This window comes from Kribbella sp. WER1 (assembly GCF_054189145.1).
The window spans coordinates 1,401,468-1,421,342 of record NZ_CM135186.1; the positions used below are offsets into that span (position 1 = coordinate 1,401,468).

At 70.0% G+C, this 19,875-nt stretch carries 17 protein-coding genes; 12 read left to right on the forward strand and 5 right to left on the reverse strand.

Annotation, left to right across the window (positions count from 1 at the left end; genetic code table 11):
* Window positions 1-12 precede the first annotated feature (12 nt).
* Window positions 13-870, forward strand: a complete 858-nt coding sequence (gene sigJ / locus ACXJJ3_RS06860) for an RNA polymerase sigma factor SigJ (protein ID WP_458169104.1) — start codon at window positions 13-15, stop codon at window positions 868-870.
* On the opposite strand, the gene ACXJJ3_RS06865 is transcribed toward sigJ, so the two are convergent.
* A complete protein-coding gene (locus ACXJJ3_RS06865) occupies window positions 844-1,740 on the reverse strand; it encodes a diacylglycerol/lipid kinase family protein (protein ID WP_458169105.1) in 897 nt (298 codons plus the stop codon). The genes sigJ and ACXJJ3_RS06865 overlap by 27 nt on opposite strands.
* Window positions 1,741-1,777: 37 nt before the next feature.
* Here ACXJJ3_RS06865 and ACXJJ3_RS06870 point away from each other — a divergent pair, with 37 nt between their 5' ends.
* From ACXJJ3_RS06870 to ACXJJ3_RS06895, 6 genes are all read left to right on the forward strand, one after another.
* The gene (locus ACXJJ3_RS06870; RefSeq protein ID WP_458169106.1) at window positions 1,778-3,205 is read left to right on the forward strand and encodes a serine hydrolase domain-containing protein; all 1,428 of its coding nucleotides are present in this window, start codon (window positions 1,778-1,780) and stop codon (window positions 3,203-3,205) included.
* A 47-nt stretch (window positions 3,206-3,252) separates the two neighbouring features.
* Entirely contained in the window at window positions 3,253-4,191 is a 939-nt protein-coding gene (locus ACXJJ3_RS06875) for an NAD-dependent epimerase/dehydratase family protein (protein WP_458169107.1), read from the forward strand.
* Between the two features lie 138 nt (window positions 4,192-4,329).
* Window positions 4,330-5,589: a M20 family metallopeptidase gene (locus ACXJJ3_RS06880; RefSeq protein WP_458169108.1), complete on the forward strand. Its 1,260-nt coding sequence runs from the start codon at window positions 4,330-4,332 to the stop codon at window positions 5,587-5,589.
* Window positions 5,590-5,657: 68 nt separating this feature from the next.
* On the forward strand, window positions 5,658-6,791 hold the full coding sequence (locus ACXJJ3_RS06885) for an amidohydrolase family protein (protein ID WP_458169109.1): 1,134 nt from the start codon (window positions 5,658-5,660) through the stop codon (window positions 6,789-6,791).
* Window positions 6,792-6,824: 33 nt separating this feature from the next.
* Window positions 6,825-8,147 (forward strand): amidase family protein, encoded by a 1,323-nt coding sequence (locus ACXJJ3_RS06890; protein WP_458169110.1) that lies wholly within the window; start codon window positions 6,825-6,827, stop codon window positions 8,145-8,147.
* Between the two features lie 20 nt (window positions 8,148-8,167).
* A complete protein-coding gene (locus tag ACXJJ3_RS06895) occupies window positions 8,168-8,974 on the forward strand; it encodes a MerR family transcriptional regulator (protein WP_458169111.1) in 807 nt (268 codons plus the stop codon).
* Here the strand turns inward: ACXJJ3_RS06895 and ACXJJ3_RS06900 are convergent.
* The 3 genes from ACXJJ3_RS06900 to ACXJJ3_RS06910 are packed head-to-tail and all read right to left on the reverse strand — an operon-like array spanning window position 8,961 to window position 11,811.
* Window positions 8,961-9,452, reverse strand: a complete 492-nt coding sequence (locus tag ACXJJ3_RS06900) for a DUF3830 family protein (protein ID WP_458169112.1) — start codon at window positions 9,450-9,452, stop codon at window positions 8,961-8,963. The two genes, ACXJJ3_RS06895 and ACXJJ3_RS06900, sit on opposite strands and share 14 nt — an antisense overlap.
* Complete coding sequence (locus ACXJJ3_RS06905; RefSeq protein WP_458169113.1) at window positions 9,449-10,834, reverse strand: amidase; 1,386 nt, start codon at window positions 10,832-10,834, stop codon at window positions 9,449-9,451. The genes ACXJJ3_RS06900 and ACXJJ3_RS06905 overlap by 4 nt, the downstream gene beginning before the upstream one ends.
* Window positions 10,831-11,811, reverse strand: a complete 981-nt coding sequence (locus ACXJJ3_RS06910; protein WP_458169114.1) for a D-2-hydroxyacid dehydrogenase — start codon at window positions 11,809-11,811, stop codon at window positions 10,831-10,833. Before ACXJJ3_RS06910 ends, ACXJJ3_RS06905 begins: the two co-directional genes overlap by 4 nt.
* 115 nt (window positions 11,812-11,926) lie before the next feature.
* Here ACXJJ3_RS06910 and ACXJJ3_RS06915 point away from each other — a divergent pair, with 115 nt between their 5' ends.
* From ACXJJ3_RS06915 to ACXJJ3_RS06925, 3 genes are read left to right on the forward strand one after another with little or no spacing between them, the layout of a single operon-like run.
* The gene (locus tag ACXJJ3_RS06915) at window positions 11,927-12,715 is read left to right on the forward strand and encodes a maleate cis-trans isomerase family protein (RefSeq protein WP_458169115.1); all 789 of its coding nucleotides are present in this window, start codon (window positions 11,927-11,929) and stop codon (window positions 12,713-12,715) included.
* A gap of 34 nt (window positions 12,716-12,749) precedes the next feature.
* Window positions 12,750-13,934: a M24 family metallopeptidase gene (locus tag ACXJJ3_RS06920; protein ID WP_458169116.1), complete on the forward strand. Its 1,185-nt coding sequence runs from the start codon at window positions 12,750-12,752 to the stop codon at window positions 13,932-13,934.
* A gap of 52 nt (window positions 13,935-13,986) precedes the next feature.
* Entirely contained in the window at window positions 13,987-15,129 is a 1,143-nt protein-coding gene (locus ACXJJ3_RS06925) for an aminotransferase-like domain-containing protein (RefSeq protein WP_458169117.1), read from the forward strand.
* A gap of 201 nt (window positions 15,130-15,330) precedes the next feature.
* On the opposite strand, the gene ACXJJ3_RS06930 is transcribed toward ACXJJ3_RS06925, so the two are convergent.
* Complete coding sequence (locus ACXJJ3_RS06930) at window positions 15,331-18,195, reverse strand: FAD-binding and (Fe-S)-binding domain-containing protein (RefSeq protein ID WP_458169118.1); 2,865 nt, start codon at window positions 18,193-18,195, stop codon at window positions 15,331-15,333.
* A 93-nt stretch (window positions 18,196-18,288) separates the two neighbouring features.
* Here ACXJJ3_RS06930 and ACXJJ3_RS06935 point away from each other — a divergent pair, with 93 nt between their 5' ends.
* Both ACXJJ3_RS06935 and ACXJJ3_RS06940 read left to right on the forward strand, forming a co-directional pair.
* Window positions 18,289-19,017 (forward strand): maleate cis-trans isomerase family protein, encoded by a 729-nt coding sequence (locus ACXJJ3_RS06935; protein ID WP_458169120.1) that lies wholly within the window; start codon window positions 18,289-18,291, stop codon window positions 19,015-19,017.
* Complete coding sequence (locus ACXJJ3_RS06940; RefSeq protein WP_458169121.1) at window positions 19,014-19,670, forward strand: GntR family transcriptional regulator; 657 nt, start codon at window positions 19,014-19,016, stop codon at window positions 19,668-19,670. The genes ACXJJ3_RS06935 and ACXJJ3_RS06940 overlap by 4 nt, the downstream gene beginning before the upstream one ends.
* The last annotated feature ends 205 nt before the right edge of the window (window positions 19,671-19,875 follow it).

The window sequence follows — 19,875 nt, forward strand, 5'->3', positions numbered from 1 at the left end:
GAGACAGGTGTGATGGAAGAACTCAGACCGCTGCTGCTGTCGATCGCGTACCGGATGCTCGGAACGTTCGGTGACGCGGAGGACGTCGTGCAGGAGGCGTACCTGCGGCTGCACCGCGAGCCCGAGGTGACCTCGCCGAAGTCGTTCCTCACCACGGTCACCACCCGCCTGGCGATCGACCAGCTCCGGTCGGCGCGGCGCCAACGTGAGCAGTACTTCGGCCCGTGGCTCCCGGAGCCGGCCGTCGACGAGTACGTCGACCTCGCGGACCGGGCGGCGTTGTCCGACTCGCTGTCGACCGCGTTCCTCGTCGTACTCGAACGTCTCTCCCCCGACCAGCGCGCGGTGTTTCTGCTCGGCGACGTGTTCGGCTACTCGTACGACGAACTGGCGGCCATCCTCGGCAAGACCCCGGCGAACTGCCGACAGCTCGCCGTCCGCGCCCGTCGTAGGATTGCCGACAATCGACCGCGCTTCGACCCGTCACCCCGCGAACGCGACGAGCTGCTCCGCCGGTTCGTCGCGGCGGCCGAGGGCGGCGACCTCGACGCCCTGGTCGCGCTCCTGGCCCCGGACGTCACGTTCACCGGCGACGGCGGCGGCAAGGGCGGTTTCCCGCGCCCGGTCCACGGCGCCGCCAACGTCGCGCGGATGCTGATCGGTGCCTTCGGCAAGTTCCGTGAGCTGCGCACGGAACCGGTGCACGTCGGTGGTCAGCCGGCACTCCGGATCCACAACCCCGGCGACCGCACGATCGCGATCTGGTCCTTCGTCGTCGCCGACGGCCGGATCAACGCCGTCCACGGCATCGTCAACCCCGACAAACTGACTCGCGCCCAGCCCTCACGGCACGCGGACGACGAGCGCTGACGGGTCGGCCTCGGCGACGAGGGACCGGCCGTCGGAGATGGTGTCGCCGTCGAGCTGGCGGCGTACCGTCCGGTCGGCGCGCACTTGGATCCGGCGCCCGGTGAACCGTTCGATGTGACGCTCCCGCCACGACGTGATCACCAGCCCGAGCACGAGACGCGGCCAATGGCTGATCCGCCTCGGCGCGAGCACCACGAGATCCACCTGTCCGTCGTCGGGCTCCGCGTCCGGCAGCAACGGGATGTTCGCCTGCAGCGTGCCGACATTGCCGATCACCACGGTCCGCGCGCGCCGACGTACCGGCGGCTGGCCGTCGACCACGATCTCCACGTGCACGAACGGATGGTTCAGGTTCTTCACGGTCGACACGACGTACGCCGCCCACCCGACGCGCTTCTTCAGGTCGTCCGGCGCATCGTCGATGATCGCCGCATCCAGTCCGAGCCCCGCCATCACGACGAACCGGTCGGCCGCGAGCTCGTCGCCCTCGACCCGCACGCTGTCGATCCGTCGTTCCGGACCGTCGAGCAACGCCGTCAACGCCTCCCCCAGTTGCAGCGGAATCCCGAGGTTGCGCGCCAGCAGGTTCCCGGTCCCACCCGGCAGTACGGCGACCGGGATCGCCGTCCCGGCCAGCTCACCGCAGACCACCCGCACGGTCCCGTCACCACCCGCGACCAGTACCAGGTCCACCCGGTCCTCGATCGCCTGCCGCGCCATCGCCACCCCGGCGTCTTCGGCCGTCGTCTCCAGCCACAGCGGTTCCGCGAACCCGCGATCGCCGAGCGCCTTCTCGACCGTGTCGCGGAACGCCTCGCCGTCGACCTTGATCGGGTTGACGATCACCGCTGCCCGCCTGACAGAACTCACCTGATATTTGTCCGTTCCGGGAGATAGCGTGCTGTCGGTGAGCAGACTTCCACGGAGTACGCCAGAAGCCCAGGGCTTGTCCGCCGCCGCGCTCGACAGTTTCGTCGGGGCGCTCGACGCCGGTCAGTCGGAGATCCAGACGGTCATGGTGGTGCGGCACGGACACGTGGTGCTGGAGGACGCGTGGGCGCCGTACCGGCTCGATGACCGCCACCTGCTGTTCTCGCTGTCGAAGAGCTTCACGTCGACGGCGATCGGTCTCGCGGTCGATGCAGGATTGTTGACAATCGACGATCCTGTCATTTCGTTCTTCACCGCGGACGAGCTGCCGGAGACGATCAGCGACAACCTCGCCGCGATGCAGGTCCGGCACCTGCTGACGATGACGACCGGCCATTCGCAGGACACCGTCGAGGCGCTCAGCCGGGACCGCCGGATGGTGCGGATCTTCCTCGGCCTCGAGGTCAAGCACGAGCCCGGCAGCGTGTTCGTCTACAACAGCGGCGCGACGTACATGCTGTCCGCGATCCTGCAGCGCGTCACCGGCGAGCGGCTCCTCGACTACCTCGGGCCGCGGCTGTTCGAGCCGCTCGGCATCACCGAGGCGACCTGGCCGGAGTCGAGGGAAGGCATCACCGTCGGCGGCTGGGGCCTGAGCATCAACACCGAGTCGATCGCCGTGTTCGGCCAGCTGATGCTGCAGAACGGCGTGTGGAACGACGAGCAGCTCGTCCCCGCCGAGTGGTTCGCGGCCGCGACCTCGAAACAGGTCCCGAACGACGACGCGGACAGCCCGGACTGGCGGCAGGGCTACGGCCACCAGTACTGGCGAGGCCGCCACAACACCTATCGGGCCGACGGCGCGTTCGGCCAGTTCTGCATCGTCGTACCGGACCACGACGCGTTCGTCGTCCTCACCTGCGCGTCCCGCACCACGCAGGAGATCCTGGACACGGTCTGGGACTACCTCCTTCCGGCGCTCGAGGGCAAGGACGTCGCGACGGTCGACCGTCCGACGCAGCTGGAGCTCCCGCCGCCGAGCGGTCCGGCGCCGGCCGCCGGTGACGGGCAGACGTACCGGTTCGCCGACGACAACCCGGCGGGCCTCGCCGCGGTCCGGATCGACCCGGACGGTACGGCGACGCTCAGCATCCGCGACATGGGCGATGCCGGCGGCACCCACGACCTGGTCTGCGCGGCCGGCGGCTGGGCGGAACGGACCGCGCCGGGGACGATGCCTGGCAAGCCCGACGACGCGAGCGCCGAGACCGGCGTCCGGGTCGTGACCAGCGCGTACGGCGACGGTGACGCGCTGGTGGCGACGATCCGCTGGGTCGAGACGCCGTTCCTCGCGGCCCTCACCTGCCGGGTCGCGGACGGGGTGATGACGGTCGACGCGAACCTCAACGTGTCGTTCGGGCCGACCGAGTTCACGATCGTTTCGGAGCCGATGTCACAAAGCTGAGCCGCCGCGTGTCCTCCGGGTCGTATTCACTGACGACGGAGGACGACATGAAGGTCTTGGTAGCAGGAGCGACCGGCGGGCTGGGCCGGTCACTGGTACCCCAGCTGGTCGCGGCCGGGCACGAGGTCACCGGGATGATCCGGTCCGAGTCCGGCGCGGCCGGCGTCCGGGCGTTCGGCGCGGACGTCGTACTCGCCGACGGTCTCGACGCGGACGCCGTCCGGGCCGCCGTACTGTCGGTCCGCCCCGAGGTGGTCGTGCACCAGATGACCGCGCTCAAGGGCGGGATCGACTTCAAGCACTTCGACGACAGCTTCGCGCTGACGAACAAGCTGCGGACGTCAGGTGTCGACAATCTGATTGTCGCCGCACAAGCTGCCGGCGTACGACGGTTCGTCGTCCAGTCGTACGCCGGCTGGAACCTGCAGCACGGCGGATCCGCGACCAAGACCGAGGCCGACCCGCTCGACCCGGACCCGGCGCCCGCGCAGCGGCAGACGATGGCCGGCATCAAGCATCTCGAGTCCGCCGTACTGAACGCCGACGGGCTCGAGGGCGTCGCGCTCCGGTACGCGAACTTCTACGGCCCGACCGCCGACCTCGGCAAGGGCGGCTCGATGGTGGAGATGATCCAGAAGCGCCGGCTCCCGGTCATCGGCGACGGCACCGGTGTCTGGTCGTTCATCCACTACGACGACGCGGCCGCGGCGACCGTGAATGCGGTCGAGAGCGACGTCACCGGCGTGTTCCAGATCGCCGACGACGACCCGGCGCAGGCGTCGGTCTGGCTGCCCGAGTTCGCCCGGATCCTCGGCGCGAAGGCGCCTCGGCGGATCCCGTCCTGGATCGGGCGGCTGGCTGTCGGTGATGTCGGCGTGGCCGCGTTTACGGAGATCCGCGGCGCCTCGAACGCGCTCGCCAAGTCGACGTTCGACTGGCAGCCCGGGTACGCGTCGTGGCGCGAAGGCTTCCGCGACGGGCTCTGACTCGGGCGGTGGCGGCCGTGAACAGGTTCCGGTGAGAGGCGACACCCGGCGGGGGCGGTGAACAGGTTATTGCTTGTTCACCGCCCCCATCGGCTGTTCCCGGGCCCGACGGCCGTCGGCGCCCTAAGGTGGGTGGGCATGAGCCTGACGCCCGCTGAACAGAAGGTGCTGGACCGCATCGACGAGGAGCTGCTGGTCCGGATCACCCAGGACCTGCTCCGCGCTCCCGGCCAGAACCCGCCCGGCGAAGAGGCCGCCACGGTGGCCGTCCTCGCCGCGGCGGCGCGCAGCCTCGAGCTGTCCGTCTCGGCCACCCCCGTCGAACCCGGCCGCGACAACCTCACCGTGTCCCTTGCCGGCGGCAACCAACCTGGTCTGCTGTTGCTCGGCCACACGGATGTCGTGCCGGTCGGCGACGGCTGGACGGTCGACCCGTACGGCGGCCTGGTTCGCGACGGGCGGATCTACGGGCGTGGGGCGTCCGACATGAAAGGCGGGCTCGCCGCCGCGCTGGCCGCCCTCGCCGCGCTCCGCGACACCACGCTCAGCGGACCGGTCGACCTCACGGCGGTCGTCGACGAAGAGGAGACCGGTAAGGGGATCCGCGCCCACATAGCTGCGGCCCAGCACGGCCCTGTGGATAACTCCGGCCCGACCGACTCGCCGACGGATAGACTTGAAGCAGATAGGACAGGGCCCGAACGACGCTACGTCGGGTGCGTCACCGCCGAGCCGACCGATCTGCAGACGATCATCGCGGCGCGAGGCGACTCGTACCTGCAGGTCGCGGTCCACGGTCGAGCCTCCCACGCCGGCAACCCGGACGGCGGCGCGAACGCGATCTACGGCGCGGCGGCTGTCGTCGCCGAGATCGAACGCCTGCACGCCGAACTCGCCCAGTCCCCGCACCCCCTGCTCGGCCCGGCGACCTGGAGCGTCGGCCAGATCAACGGCGGTACGGGCGGATCGATCGTCCCGGCCGACTGCGTCGTGGTCGCCGACCGTCGGCTCCTCCCGGGCGAGTCCCCCGCCGAGGTACTCGCCGACCTCGAGGCACGCGTCGCAGCGCTCCACCTGGAGGACCGTGGGCTGACCGTCGAGCTCTCGATGCCGATGGAGATGCCCGCATTCGAGACCCCCGAGGACCACGACCTGGTCCGGGTGACCGAGGCCGCCCGGTTCGACGCCGGCGGTCCGCCGATGCCGCTCGCCGGGTGGACGGCCGCGTGCGACGGCGGGTACATCACCCGCGATCTCGACGTACCGGTGGTTGTCCTCGGCCCTGGTTCGGTCACCACCCAGGCGCACCGCGCGGACGAGTCCGTCGCCGTGGCAGAACTCGTCGTCGCGGCCCGTGCGTACGCGCTGATCGCGCTGCGACTCCTCGGTACGGCGTGACCTCGCACGCCGGCGCAGCGCCGCGGCGTTCTGCAGCACCGCTCCGGCGGCGGGTTCTGCACTCGGGGATGGTGCTGGACGTCGCCTCGGGTGACGTACGTCGCGCGGATGTTCTGATTGTTGACAATCGGATTGCGGACGTCGGGGTCGGGTTGGACGGCGACGACGGGATCGACTGCGCCGGGTCGCTCGTAGTGCCCGGGTTCATCGATTGCCATACGCATGTGTGTTTCGGGCCGGCGGGGATGGATGCGTTGCAGGTACCGCGGTCGGCCCGCGTGTTGTCGGCGGTCCCGGCGTTGCGGACGTTGCTGCGGCTCGGTGTGACCACGGCGCGGGACGCGTGGGGCGCGGACGCGGGCGTTCGGCTTGCGATCGCGAACGGGTGGATCGAGGGACCCGACCTGCAACTGAGCCTGCGGCAGGTCGGTACGACCGGGGCGATCGGTGACCTCTGGGCGCCGCGTACCGGATCGCTCGACTTCTACGACGACCCGTCGCTGCCGGATCCGATCTTCGACGGGGCGGACGCGGGGCGGGCCGTCGTACGGCGGATGGTGCGGGCGGGGGCGGATTGGATCAAGGTGACCGCGACCGGGTCGATGGCGCTCGGGACCGGCGTACACGATGTGCAACTGACGTTCGAGGAACTGTCCGCGGTCGTCGACGAGGCGGCGCGGCGTGGTGGGCGGCGGGTGATGGTGCACGCGCACGGTGCGCGGGCGGCAGAGCTGGCGGCGCGGGCCGGGGCGGCGAGCGTGGAGCACGGGACGTACCTGGACGCTGCCGCGGTCGAGGCGATGGCCGAGAACGGGACGTGGTACGTGCCGACGTTGTCGGTGACGCAGTCCGATCCGGAGCATGCGCCGGAGGGAACAGCCGAGGCGCATCGGGAGTCGGTGCGGCTGGCGATCGAGGCGGATGTGCGGATCGCGATGGGGACGGACAATCCGGTACGCCCGTACTCCGACGCGCTGTGGGAACTGCGACACCTGGCGGCCACCGGTCTGGGAGACGCGGGCGCACTGCGGGCGGCGACGATCGATGCGGCGCGGCTGCTCGGGCTGGCGGACGATCGCGGCGAGATCGCGGTCGGCAAGCGGGCCGATCTGGTGGTGCTGGACGGTACGACGCTCGACTGCGCGGCTGTGGAGGAGCGGATCCGGCGGGTGTTCCGCGACGGGGTCGAGGCCGGGCGTTGACTCTCACACTGTGTCAGATCGTAGACAATCCGCATGTTCACAGCTGGAGAGATCGCGGAACGGATTCGTACAGGCCAGGTGACGTCGCGCGAGGTGACCGAGGAACTGCTCGGCCGGATCGCGGCTGACACCGAGGTCAACGCGGTGGTCGAGGTACGCCGCGATCACGCCCTCGCCGCCGCGGACCGTGCCGACCGCTCAACTCGGCAGGCCGGAGGTCGGCGCGCCACGGTGGGCCCATTGCACGGAGTCCCGGTCACCGTGAAGGAGTGCTTCGACGTTGCCGGCCTGCATACGACGTGGGGCAATCCAGCGTTCGCCGACTACGTTGCCAGCGAGGACGCGGTGGTCGTGGAGCGGCTGCAGCGAGCCGGAGCACACGTTGTCGGCAAGACGAATGTCCACACCATGCTGGCCGACTTCGGGCAGACGGTGAACGAGATCTACGGGCGAACCAACAACCCCGCCGACCTCACCCGTACCCCGGGCGGATCCTCCGGCGGTGCGGCGGCAGCGCTGGCCTCAGGGCTCACCTATCTTGAATACGGCTCCGACCTGGTCGGATCGATCCGGCTGCCCGCGGCGTACTGCGGTGTCTACGGACTGAAGCCCACCAACGGCCTTGTCCCGCAACGCGGATTCCAGGTCCCGGGTACGCCGTACCTCCCGAGCGAGCTGCCCACATTGTCAACAATCGGACCACTCGCCCGTTCCGCCGCGGACCTGCGGATCGCCCTCCACGCCACCGCCGGTCCCGCGGCCCCCTACGCGTATGAGCTCGCCGCACCACGCCACCACGAGCTCAAGGACTACCGCGTCGGCGTCGTCACCGATCACCCGGCGGCACCGGTGACGGCCGACGTCGGCGATGCGTTGTCCGACACGATCGACCGCCTCGCCGCGGCCGGCGCGAAGATTGTCGACGGCTGGCCGGACGGCGTCGACCCGAACGAGCAGGCCGAGGAGTTCGGCCACCAGATCGAGCTGTTCTTCGCACTCCACGGCGGCGAACCGGCCACGATGACCGTCGACGACCTCCTCACCACCGAACGCAACCGCCTCGCCGCCCGAGCGAGCTGGCAGCGGTACTTCGAGAACGTCGACGTGTTCCTGTGCCCGACAAGCTTCACGGTCGCGTTTCCGCACGGTGCAACGACCATCGAGGGACGCCCGTACGAAGCGCAGGCGTTCTGGATCGCACACGCGTCGCTGATCGGCCATCCCGCACTCAGCATGCCGATCGGCCGGACGGCGACCGGACTCCCGACCGCAGCGCAGGTGATCGGCCCCTGGCACGAGGACGACACCGCGATCACCTTCGCCGAACTCCTCGCGAAGCACCTCGAATACCGCTAACGAACTGGTTGACTGTCGACATGTTCGCCATCGGGGAGTTCGCGCGGCACGGCCGGGTATCGGTCCGGATGCTGCGGCATTACGACGCGATCGGGCTGCTCCGGCCGGCGTCCGTCGATCCCGCGACCGGGTACCGCAGCTACGCCGCCGCGCAGCTCGCCGACCTGAACCGGATCGTCGCGCTGAAGGACCTCGGCTTCTCGCTCGATCAGGTCAACAAACTGATTGCAGACAATCTGCAACCGGCCGAGCTCCGCGCGATGCTCACGATGCGCCGCGCTCAGCTCGAGACCACCGTGGCCGAGAGCAACGCTCGTCTCGCCCAGGTCGAGTCGCGGTTGCGCGGTCTGGAGGCGGCGATCCCGGCCGCGGACATCGTCGTCAAGGAACTGCCCGCGGTTCGGCTCGTCGGCCTGACGGCGACGGCGGCGAGCTTCACGCCCGACGACATCACGCCCGTCGTGCATCCGCTCTGCGCGGAACTCAGCCGCCGGTTGCCGCACGCCGACGTACGCCCGGCCGGCCGGCTCACCTGCCTGTACGAGCAGCAGGGCGACGTCGTCGTACAGGCGACCGTTCCCGCCGCGGTCGATGCCGGAGGCAACCTCAACGGACTCGAGGTGATCGATCTCCCCGCGATGCAGGCGGCAACACTCGTCCACCACGGCCCGATCGAGCAGATTCTCCCGTCCTGGCAGGCGCTCGCCCGCTGGCTGGAGGACAACGGCCGACGCGCCGCCGAGCCGGCCCGCGAGCTCTACCTCGAGACCTCGGAGAACCCGGACGACTGGGTCACCGAGCTGCAGCAACCGTTCACAGCCGGCTGAACGACAACGTCTCGCCGCGCGCCCCGCCCATCCACAGGTCCTGGCACGCCGCCGCGAACTCGTCGAGGTTCTCGGTCACGGCTCCGAACACGTTCCCGGGCACCCATCCCTGGTCGCCGTTGATCAGCAGGTTGTTCCGCCCGTAGAAGACAGCAAGGTCGACAATCGCACCGGTCGTCCCGGTCCCGGTGGTGTTCTCGTAGCCGTACGCCGGATTCCCGAGATCGTCGGAGTCGAAGGAGAACCAGCACAGATCCCCCGGAATCGGCGTGATCGTCGTGTTCTCCTTCCCCGGATCGGCCGCGAACCCGGGCAGCAACGTGTAGATCTCGTTCCGCGCGTACTTCCCGTGGAACACCGGCGCCGACAGCGGCAACGCGTCCCACACCGCGGCACAGGTCCGCGGCGCGACGTCGTCGAGCAGCTTCGCCACGCAGCTCACGCCGCGCTTGTCCAGACTGACCGTGATCTGCTTCATCGTGCCTCCAAGCTCGGGGTACGCCGGTGCCAGTCGGTCACGGCCTGGTACGCCTGGCCGACCCGCAGCGTCAGATTGTCGGCATGCCGACGGCAGACAATCTGCAATCCGACAGGCAGCCCGGCCGCCGTGAACCCGCACGGCACCGTCAGCGCCGGCTGCTGGGTGAGGTTGAACGGATACGTGTACGGCGTCCAGTCCGTCCAGTCGGGCGACCCCGATCCGTCCGGCACGTCCTGCCCGACCGGGAACGCGGTGATCGGCAGCGTCGGCGTGACGAGGACGTCGTACTGCTCGTGGAACCGCCCCATCTGGGTGCCGAGCTCCATCCGGACCGCGGTCGCGTCGAGGAAGTCCGAGGCCGTGTACGCGGCGCCCAGCTCGGCGACCCGGCGCAGACCGTCATCAACCCGATTGTCAACAATATGACCAGACAGGACCTTGGCGGCTCCCGACCACCAGAGCACGTTGAACGCGTCGATCGGGTCCGCGAACCCGGGATCGACCGCGGTCACCTCGGCGCCGAGCCCGGCGAGGACGTCGACCGCCGAACGCACCAGCGCCTCGACCTCGGGATCGTTCTGGACGAACCCGAGGTTCGCCGAGAACCCGATCCGCAGCCCGGCCACCCCGTCGTCGATGCCGTCCAGGAACGACCGCGCCGGCGTCGGCATCGCCGACCAGTCCCGCGGGTCGTAGCCGGTCACCACATCGAGCAGCGCCGCCGCGTCCCGCACCGTCCGCGTCATCGGCCCCGCGTGCGACAACGTGCCGAACGCGCTCGGCGGGAACAGCGGGATCAGCCCGTACGTCGGCTTCAACGCGACCGTCCCGGTGAACGCCGCCGGGATCCGCACCGACCCGCCGCCGTCCGTACCGAGCGACCAGACCCCCATCCCGAGCCCGACCGCGGTCGCGGACCCGCCGCTCGAACCACCCGACGTCTTCGTCGGATCCCAGGGGTTCCCGGTCGCGCCGTACGTGAAGGAATCGGTGACGCCCTTCCACGAGTACTCCGGCGTCGTGGTCTTGCCGAGGATGACCGCGCCGGTCTCGCGCAGCCGGGCGACCGACGGCGCGTCCTCGTCCCACGGCCCGGCCGGGTCGATCATCGTGCTGCCGCGCAGCGTCGGCCATCCTTTGGTCCACAACGCGTCCTTCACCGACGTCGGCACGCCGTCGCCGGGTCCGAGCGGCTCGCCGGCGCGCCAGCGGGCCTCCGACTCCTTGGCCGCGGCGAGGGCGCCTTCGGTGTCGACGAAGACGAACGCGTTCACCTGTTCGTCGTACCGCTCGATCGCGTCCAGTGCAGTTTGCGTCGCCTCGACCGGGGACAACGCGCCGGTCCGGTAGCCCTCGACCAACTCGGTTGCTTGAGTCATCGATCTCCTGTCGGAATGTAGCCGAGCTTCTTGTCGACGATGTTCAGCAGCGGTACGCCGGCCAGCCAGCGGGCGAGGTTGTCCGCGAACTGCGCCGCGAGTGTGTCCCGCCAGCCGACCACGTCACCGGACATGTGCGCGGTGACCGTCACGTTCGGGGCCGTCCACAGCGGGTGGTCCGGCGACAGCGGCTCGCGGTCGAACACGTCCAAGGTGGCGGCGACATGCCCGGAGGCCACGGCGTCCAGCAGCGCGCCTTCGTCGACAATCGGGCCGCGGGCAACGTTGACGAGATGCGATCCCGGTCGCATTGCGGCCAGTACGCCGGCATCGACGAGTCCCCGGGTCGCGGCCGTCAACGGCGCCGCGAGCACCACGTGATCGGCCCAGCCGACCTCGGCCCGCAGGTTGCTGCTGGCAACAACCTCGCCGAAGTCCGGGTCGTCCTCACGCGCGACCCGGCCGGCGCCTCGTACCTCCAACCCGGCGGCGTGAAGCAGCCGGGCCGTCGCCCGGCCGATCGCCCCGGTGCCGACGACAAGCGCCTTCGCGCCCAGCAGGCTCCGGGTCTCACGATGCTGCCAACGCCGCTCGCGCTGGAGGTCGAAACTGCGCCGGCTGTCCTTCGCGTGCGCGATCACCGCACCCAGCACGTACTCCGCGATCGGGCGGTCGAACACTCCGTGGGCGTTCGTGACCACGACGGCCGAGTCCCGCAGTTCGTCGAAGAGCAGCGTGTCGACCCCGGCGGCGGTGACGTGGATCCACTCCAGCGATCCGGCGTCCGCCCAGACGTCGCGGACCGCCGTCGAGAAGAAGTCCCAGAGGAGCAGCGCGCGGGCGCCACGCACGGCGGCGCGCAGACCGTCGGCGGCGCAGTACCGGAAGTCGACCGGCAGACCGTCGAGACCCGGCGGACGGTCGGTCGCCCGCTCGCAGAGCACCGCGACAACCGGGCGCTCCACAGAACGTTCCACAGAGCGCTCCACGGGGTGATCCACGGGGCGTTCGACGGGGGCCGGCACAGGTTCGAGGCTAGGAACTCGCTGGTAGGATTGTCAACAATCTGCTCCGGGTCGCACACTGACTCGCATGAGCACGCGTCCCATCACCAACCCGCTGCCCGCGGCGGTCCCACCGCTGCTGCAGACCGGCGTCGGTGTCGTCGCGCCGTACGACTTCGCGCTCGACCGGGAGCTGTGGCGCTGGGTCCCCGACGACGTCACCCTGCACGTCACCCGGACGCCCTACGCGCCGATGGCCGCGACCGTCGAGATGGCCGTCCACATCTCCGATCCGGGGCTGATCGCGCGCACCACCTACAACGTCCTCGCGGTCGCCCCGCTCGCGGTCGCCTACGCCTGTACCTTCGGGAGTTTCGTCGGCGGGCTCAACGGTGAACTCGCGCTCGTGGACGCGATGGTCGGCGCCGGCGCACCGGCCGCGGTGACCACCAGCGGCGCGCTGCTGCTCGCGCTCCGGCGGCTCGGGATCAACCGGATCGCGACGGTCACGCCGTACACGAACGACCTGACCGCGGGCCTGTCCGCGTACCTCGCCGAGGCCGGCATCGAGGTGGTCGCGACGGCCGGGCTCGGGCTGATCGCGCAGATCTGGGCGGTGCCCTACGAGACAACCGTTGAACTCGTGCGAACTGTCGACAATCCTACAGTCGAGGCGATTTTCATCAGCTGCACGAACCTGCCGACGTACGACGTGATCGCTGGTCTCGAGGCAACGCTCGGCAAGCCCGTGCTGACCGCGAACCAGGTCACGATGTGGGCCCTGCTGGAGCTCGCCGGCCGGACCGGCATCGGACCGGGCCAGCACCTGCTGACCGCACGACCGACCGACAACGAGCCACACATGAGCCACATGTGAGCCACACATGAGCCGACCGGGAAGAGGTGAGCCCGTGTCCGACCTGCTGGAGCAGGCGGTCGAGCCTGACGAGTACGCCATCCGCCTGGCCCGGGTGCGCGCCGTCCTGGCCGAACGCAGCCTCGGCGCGCTGGTGGTCAGCGATCCAGCGAACCTCTTCTACTTGACCGGGTACGACGCGTGGTCCTTCTACACGCCGCAGTGCCTGCTGGTCCCGGCCGACGGCGAGGTGCACCTGTTCGCGCGGGCGATGGACGCGGCCGGTGCGTCGTACACCTGCAACCTCCGGGCCGACCAGATCCACGGCTACCCGGAGCACCTGGTGCACCGGCCGGACGTCCACCCGTACGACTGGATCGCCTCCGTCTGCCGCGATCTCGTACCGGCCGGCGCCGACGTCGCGGTCGAGGCGGACGCGCACTACTTCACGCCCCGCGGGTACCTTGCCCTCGGCAACGGGCTGCCCGGCCGCCGGCTGGTCGACTCCGCGGAGCTGGTCAACTGGGTCCGCCTGGTCAAGTCCGAACACGAGCTGCGTCAGCTGCGGATCGCGGGCGGGATCGCCGAACAGGCGATGCGGATCGCCCTCGACCAGCTCCGGCCGGGACTTCGGCAGTGTGACCTGGTCGCCGAGATCCTGGCCGCGCAGGCCACCGGGACGCCGGAGCACGGCGGCGACTATCCGGCGATCGTGCCGATGCTGCCGACCGGCAACGCGGCCGGTACGCCGCACCTGACCTGGACCGACCGCCCGTTCGTCGCCGGCGAGGCGACCACGATCGAACTGGCCGGCGTGTTCGGCCGGTACCACGCCCCGCTCGCCCGGACGACGATGCTCGGCGACCCGCCGCACCGGCTCCGGGAGACCGCGAAGATTGTCGCCGACGGGATGCGCGCCGCATTGTCAACAATCCGACCAGACGTCACCGGCAGCGCCGTACACGCCGCGTTCAACGACGTGATCGCCGCGCACGGCCTGGTGAAGGAATCGCGGATCGGGTACTCGATCGGCATCGGGTACCCGCCGGACTGGGGCGAACGCACCGTCAGCCTGCGCCCCGAGGAGACCACCGTGCTGTCCGCGGGAATGGCGTTCCACGTCATCCTCGGGATGTGGATGGACGGCTGGGGCTACGAGCTGTCCGAGCCCGTGGTGGTGACCGCCGACGGAGTGGAACGACTGACCGATCTGTCCCACGAACTGACGATCAGGAGGTAAGCCCTTGTCAGCACTCCCGTATGCAGCACGCGCGACCGGACTCGTAGGTTCGGTGATCGACTCGAGTACGTCGCTCCTGCACAAGCAGACCCACGACATCGTCCGCTTCGCGATGGGTTCGCCCGCCGCCGAGGCCGTACCGTCGCAGATCCTGTCCGCGATCGCGGCCGACGAACTCGCCCGCCCGGACGCCTACGACTACGCCGCCACCGAAGGCGATCCGCCACTGCACGCCGCGCTGCTGGAGATGCTGCGCGGTACCGGCGACGAGACGACGGCGGACCGCCTCACAGTCACGGCCGGCGGTATGCAGGGCCTCGACCTGTTCTGCAAGATCTTCGTCGACCCGGGCGACCTCGTCGTCGTGGAGTCCCCGACGTACACGAACGGGAGTGCGACGGCGCTGTCGTACGGCGCGGAACTGCTCGAGGTACCGGTGGACGACGACGGGATGATTGTCGACAATCTACCGACGCTGCTGGACGGACGGCGGCCGAAGGCGATCTACACGATCCCCACGTTCCAGAACCCGTCCGGCGCGACCCTCTCGCTCGCTCGGCGGCACCAGCTGCTGGAGCTGGCTCGGTCGTGGGGCTCAATGGTGATCGACGACGACCCGTACGGGCTGCTGCGCTTCGCCGGTGATCCGCTGCCGACGTTGCGGGAACTGGGCGCGGGCGATCCGCTGGTGTTCTCGGTACGGACGTTCTCGAAGATCGTCGCGCCGGGGCTGCGGGTCGGCTGGGTCGACGCGGACCCCGAGCTGCAGCAGTTGCTGATCAATGCGAAGCAGGCGATGGACACGTGCACGAACCTGCCGGCGCAGCGGCTGCTGGCCGGGTTCCTCACCGGCGGGCATCTCGAGGATCACCTGGTGCGGCAGCGCGCGGAGTACCGCTCGCGCCAGGAGGCGATGCATGCCGCGCTGACGGAGCACTTCGGAGACATCGCGCGGTGGACGGATCCGGAGGGCGGCTTCTTCCTCTGGGTGACGCTGGAGAACGGCGTCAACACCGAGGAGCTCTTCGAGATCGCGCTGGCCGAAGGCGTGGCATTCATTCCCGGCCCGGCCTTCTCCCCCAGCGGCCGATTCTCGAACGCGTTCCGGCTCTGCTTCGCGTCGACAACACCCGCCCGCATCCACGAAGGCATCACCCGCCTCCGCCGCGCCACCGACAAACTCGCACCGAGCTGACCAGCGAGCCAGTCACCCGGCCAGACGGTACCCCGGACGGTGTCTTGCACGGGCCGCCGTGCGGTGGTCTCCGGCGGCGGTCCCCGGCGGATCCCGGGCGGGGTTCAGTCGAGAGTTCGGGTCGAACGATCGGACGGTGTCCCGTGCGGTCCCTCGGGTGGCGTCGCGAGCGGATTCCACGGGCGGTGTTCCGAGCGATGCCTAGCGCGGTGCCTCGGGCGGGGTCTCGGGTAGTGCCTTGGCCAGGAGTTCTGCGAGGTGGTGGGCGGTGCGGGGGGTGCCCTGGGCGATCTGTGTTCGGCAGCTGAAGCCGTCGGCGACGACGGATGTTGTCGACGGCAACGAGCGGACGGCGGGCAGCAGAGACCGTTCGCCCACCGCCTTGGACACGTCGTAGTGATCGCGCTCGAAGCCGAAGTTGCCCGCCAAACCGCAACAACCGGGCGCCGCGAGGTCGGCGTCCAGCCCGGCGGCGGCCATCAGCTTGCGGTCGGCATCGAACCCCAGGACCGCGTGCTGGTGGCAGTGCGGCTGAACGAACGCCTCTCCCCCGACCTGCGGCGGCGTCCAGCCGGAGCCGACGAGGAACTCGGAGAACGTCCGAATGTTCGCACTCGCCGTGCCAACAAGAGGATTGTCAACAATCAACGACGGCGCATCATGCCGGAAGGCCGCGATACAGCTCGGTTCGAGGCCGACGATCGGCGTACCGGCGTCGAGATGCTGCGCGAGGACCGCCAACGACCGGTTCAGGACGCGCCGCGCCGTGGTGAGCTGCCCGGTGGAGATCCAGGTGAGCCCACAGCACACAGGCTTGTCAGGCAGCACGACCTCGAAGCCGGCATCCTCGAGTACGGCGACCGCGGCCCGCCCAATCTCCGGCGCCAGGTAGTTCGTGAACGTATCCGGCCACAGCACAACCTTCCGCCCGGCGGCGGTTCCCGGCGTACGCGCCTTGAACCACCGGCTGAAGGACTCCGAGGCGAAACCAGGAACATCCCGCTCGGCAGCGATTCCGCCTAGGCGCTTCGTCAGCGGCAGCGCCGCGAACCGGTTAGCGAGCTTCGGAGCGCGGGAAGCGAGCCGCGACCACAACGGCAGCCACCCCATCGACCAGTGCGAAAGCGGCCGTGCCCACGGCCGGCGCGCGTAGTGATGATGCGTGAACTCGGCCTTGTACGTCGCAATGTCGACGTTCACCGGGCAGTCCGACAAACAGCCCTTGCACGACAGGCACAGATCGAGCCCGTCCCGTACTTCGGTGGATCGCCAGCCGTCCGTGATCAGGTCGCCCTGCAGCATCTCCCACAGCAGGTGCGCCCGCCCGCGGGTGGAGTGCAGCTCCTCGCGCGTCACCTGGTAGCTCGGGCACATCACGCTGCCCGACGTCTGCCGGCATTTCCCGATCCCGACACACCGCCGCTGCGCCTGGGCGAAGTCGTGCCCGTCCTCGGGATAGTCGAAGATTGTCAACAGTTGACGATCCTTCGCCGGACCGTCGTGCCGGATCGCGGCGTCCACCCGGGGTGGGTCGACGATCATCCCCGGATTCAGCACGCCTGCCGGATCCCAGATCCGCTTCAGCTCACCGAACAGCGCGACCCCGTCCGCGCCGTACATCTTCGCCAGCAGCTCACCACGCGCCCGCCCGTCGCCGTGCTCGCCGGACACCGACCCGCCGAGCCCGACCACCAGGTCCGCGGCCTCCTCGACGAACTCCCGGTACGTCGCGATCCCCCGCCGGCTCAGCAGGTCGAAGTCGATCCGCATGTGCATGCAGCCTTCGCCGAAGTGCCCGTACGACGCCCCCGACAACCCGTGCCGCCCGAGCAGTTCGTCGAGCCCGCGCAGGTACGCACCGAGACGCTCCGGCGGTACGGCGGCGTCCTCCCAACCGCCCCACGCCTCCGCCCCGTCCGCGCGCCGGGTCGCGAGACCAGCGGCGTCCGTACGGCAACGCCACAACACCGCCTGCGCCTGCGGATCCGTGACCAGCGAGGCGGTCGCACCCGAGTCGCGCAAGTCCTCCAGCATCGACCGAGCCGCAGCCGCGGCAGACGGCTCGTCCGCGCCGCCGACCTCGACCAGCAGCCACGCCTTGCCGTCCGGCATACCCGCGTGCACCGCGGCCTCACGGACTTCCTTGGGCAGCCGGTCGACCAGCTCGTTGTTGATCGACTCCATCGTCAACGGCGCATGCCGCAGCACGACAGGAACGCAGTCCGCCGAGCTGATCGAGTCCGCGAACCCCAGCACACACAGGACCCTTGCCTTGGGCAACTCAACGAGCTTGACCGTCGCCCGCAGCGTCGCCGCCAGCCCACCCTCGCTCCCGGCCAGCAGACCGGCGAGGTTGTAGTCGCCGAGCAGCCGCTGCAGCGCGTACCCGGAGATCTGCCGCGTGAACTGCCCGAACCGCCGCTCGATCACCAGCGCATGACGATCCGCGAACGCCTGCAGCGCCCGGTGCAGTTCGCCTTCCCGCCCAGGTCGCGCGGCGGCGACGGCCCGATCGGCGGCCGCGTCGACGGTCAGCCGGATCCCGTCGGCGAGTACGAGATCGAGCGATTGCAGATTGTCGGCCGTCGTACCCCAGGCCACCGAGTGGGCGCCACACGCGTTGTTCGCGATCATCCCGCCGAGCGTCGCGCGGCTGGCCGACGACGGATCCGCGCCGAACGCGAGCCCGTGCGGCTTCGCGGCGGCCAGCAGATCGGTCAGGACGACGCCCGGCTCAACCACCGCGGTCCGGGTACTCGCGTCGAGGTCGAGGATCCGGTTGACGTGCCGCGACGCGTCGATCACCACGCCGCCGATCGCGTTGCCGGCCATCGACGTACCGCCGCCGCGGAGGACTGTCGGTGCGCCCGCCGCCGCGGTCAGCGAGACGGCCGCGGCCAGGTCGTCGGCGTCGGCCGGTACGACGACGAGATCGGGGACGGCACGGTAGTTCGAACCGTCCGCGGCGTACAGCGCACGCGTCCGGCGATCGGTGTCGGCAGTGCCCCGGAGCTCTCCACGGAGCGTGGTCAGCAGGCCCTGAACGTCGTACGCAGAGTTATCCACAGGGTGCCGTGCAGCGGGCCCGGACTCCGGACGCTCTGGGGTTAACATTGTCGACAATCTACCCATTCGGTGCACATCAAGCCAGGAGGTCCGATGGTCACGGTAGGGCTGCTCTATCCCGGACACAGTGCCGAGGACGACTACTCCATGCTCGAGGAGCGACTGGGCGGCGCGGTCAAGCTGCCGGTCGTGATCACCTCGGTGGGCGAGGACGCCCATCGCGTGGACGCGCTCCTCGATCTCGGCCGGGCGGAGCGACTCGCCGAAGGCGCCGTGCAGCTCAAGCAGGCGCAACCGGACTCGGTGATGTGGGCGTGCACCTCGGGCAGTTTCGTGTTCGGCCGCGAGGGCGCGAACATCCAGGCGGGTGGTGTCGCGCAGGCGGTCGGCGTCCCGGCGTCGTCCACATCGATCGCGTTCGTGGAGGCCTGTCAGCAGATGGCGATCCACCGGGTCGCGGTCGCCGCGTCGTACCCCGAGGACGTCGCGCAGCACTTCGTCCGGTTCCTGGCCGCGGCCGGGATCGAGGTGGTGTCGATGGGCAGCAGCGGGATCGTCACCGCCGCCGAGGTCGGGACGCTCGAGCCGGAGCAGGTGATCGGTATGGCGAAGGCCGCCAACCACCGCGACGCCGACGCGGTCCTGATCCCGGACACCGCGCTGCACACGCTGGGCATCATCGACGAGTTGGAGATCGCCACCGGCGGTGCGGTGCTGACCGCGAACCAAGTGACGGTCTGGAAGGGCCTCGAGCTCGTCGGCCCGGTGCCGCCGCTGCCGGGTCTGGGAATGCTGTTCGCACAAGGAGAGATTCAGTCGTGACCAGTTATATCGGGCCGCTGGCTCAGGAGTCGACGCCGAGCATCATCGCCGACAAACTGCGCAAGGCCATCGGCCACGGGGAGTTCAAGCCCGGCGCACAGCTCGTCGAGGCCGACCTCGCCCGCAAGCTCGGCGTCAGCCGCGGGCCGCTGCGCGAGGGGATGCAGCGGCTGACCCAGGAGGGGCTGCTGGTCCCGATCCGCAACCGCGGCCTGTTCGTCATCGACATGACGCCGGCCGAGATCCGCGACATCTACTACGCCCGCGAGGCGGTCGAGCGCGCCGCGGCGATGCTGATCCTGCGCGACGGCGACTTCGAGACGGTCGGCCTGGACCTGCACGCGATCGCCGAGCGGATGAAGCCCGTGAAGCACGATCCGGCCGCGGTCGGCGAGATCGACATCGAGTTCCACGAGTTCCTGGTCCGGGCGTCCGGCAGTCCGCGGCTGGTGCGGATGCACCGGACCTCGATCATCGAGACCCGGATGTGCATCCACGCGCTGGAGTCGACGTACACCGCCGACGACAACCGCTACCTCGAGCACCGCCAGATCGCGGCCGCGATCCGCGACTGCGAGATCGAGCGCACCGACGAACTGCTGTCGGACCACATGGAGGACGCCGTCGAGCGCCTCACCAAGAAGCAGAACTGACCGCAGTCCCCAGCCGGGAAGCGGCCGGGGCCCGGCCGAGGCCGCCGCGGCGATCAGCGCCGACGCCGCCGGAGGAATCGGCGCCGAAGCCGTCGTGGAACCGGCGCCGAGACCGGCGCGAGACCGGCGCCGGGCCTGCCGCGGGACCGGAACCGAGGCTGCCGTGAGACCAGCACCGAGGCTGCCGTGAGACGAGCGCCGGGCC

What these genes read in the sequence shown, in the direction of transcription:
- ACXJJ3_RS06895 (WP_458169111.1), top strand. Translation starts at nt 8,168, where the DNA reads ATGTTCGCCATCGGGGAGTTCGCGCGGCACGGCCGGGTATCGGTCCGG.
- ACXJJ3_RS06900 (WP_458169112.1), bottom strand. Translation starts at nt 9,452, where the DNA reads ATGAAGCAGATCACGGTCAGTCTGGACAAGCGCGGCGTGAGCTGCGTG.
- ACXJJ3_RS06885 (WP_458169109.1), top strand. Translation starts at nt 5,658, where the DNA reads ATGGTGCTGGACGTCGCCTCGGGTGACGTACGTCGCGCGGATGTTCTG.
- ACXJJ3_RS06890 (WP_458169110.1), top strand. Translation starts at nt 6,825, where the DNA reads ATGTTCACAGCTGGAGAGATCGCGGAACGGATTCGTACAGGCCAGGTG.
- ACXJJ3_RS06915 (WP_458169115.1), top strand. Translation starts at nt 11,927, where the DNA reads ATGAGCACGCGTCCCATCACCAACCCGCTGCCCGCGGCGGTCCCACCG.
- ACXJJ3_RS06935 (WP_458169120.1), top strand. Translation starts at nt 18,289, where the DNA reads ATGGTCACGGTAGGGCTGCTCTATCCCGGACACAGTGCCGAGGACGAC.
- ACXJJ3_RS06875 (WP_458169107.1), top strand. Translation starts at nt 3,253, where the DNA reads ATGAAGGTCTTGGTAGCAGGAGCGACCGGCGGGCTGGGCCGGTCACTG.
- sigJ (WP_458169104.1), top strand. Translation starts at nt 13, where the DNA reads ATGGAAGAACTCAGACCGCTGCTGCTGTCGATCGCGTACCGGATGCTC.
- ACXJJ3_RS06880 (WP_458169108.1), top strand. Translation starts at nt 4,330, where the DNA reads ATGAGCCTGACGCCCGCTGAACAGAAGGTGCTGGACCGCATCGACGAG.
- ACXJJ3_RS06905 (WP_458169113.1), bottom strand. Translation starts at nt 10,834, where the DNA reads ATGACTCAAGCAACCGAGTTGGTCGAGGGCTACCGGACCGGCGCGTTG.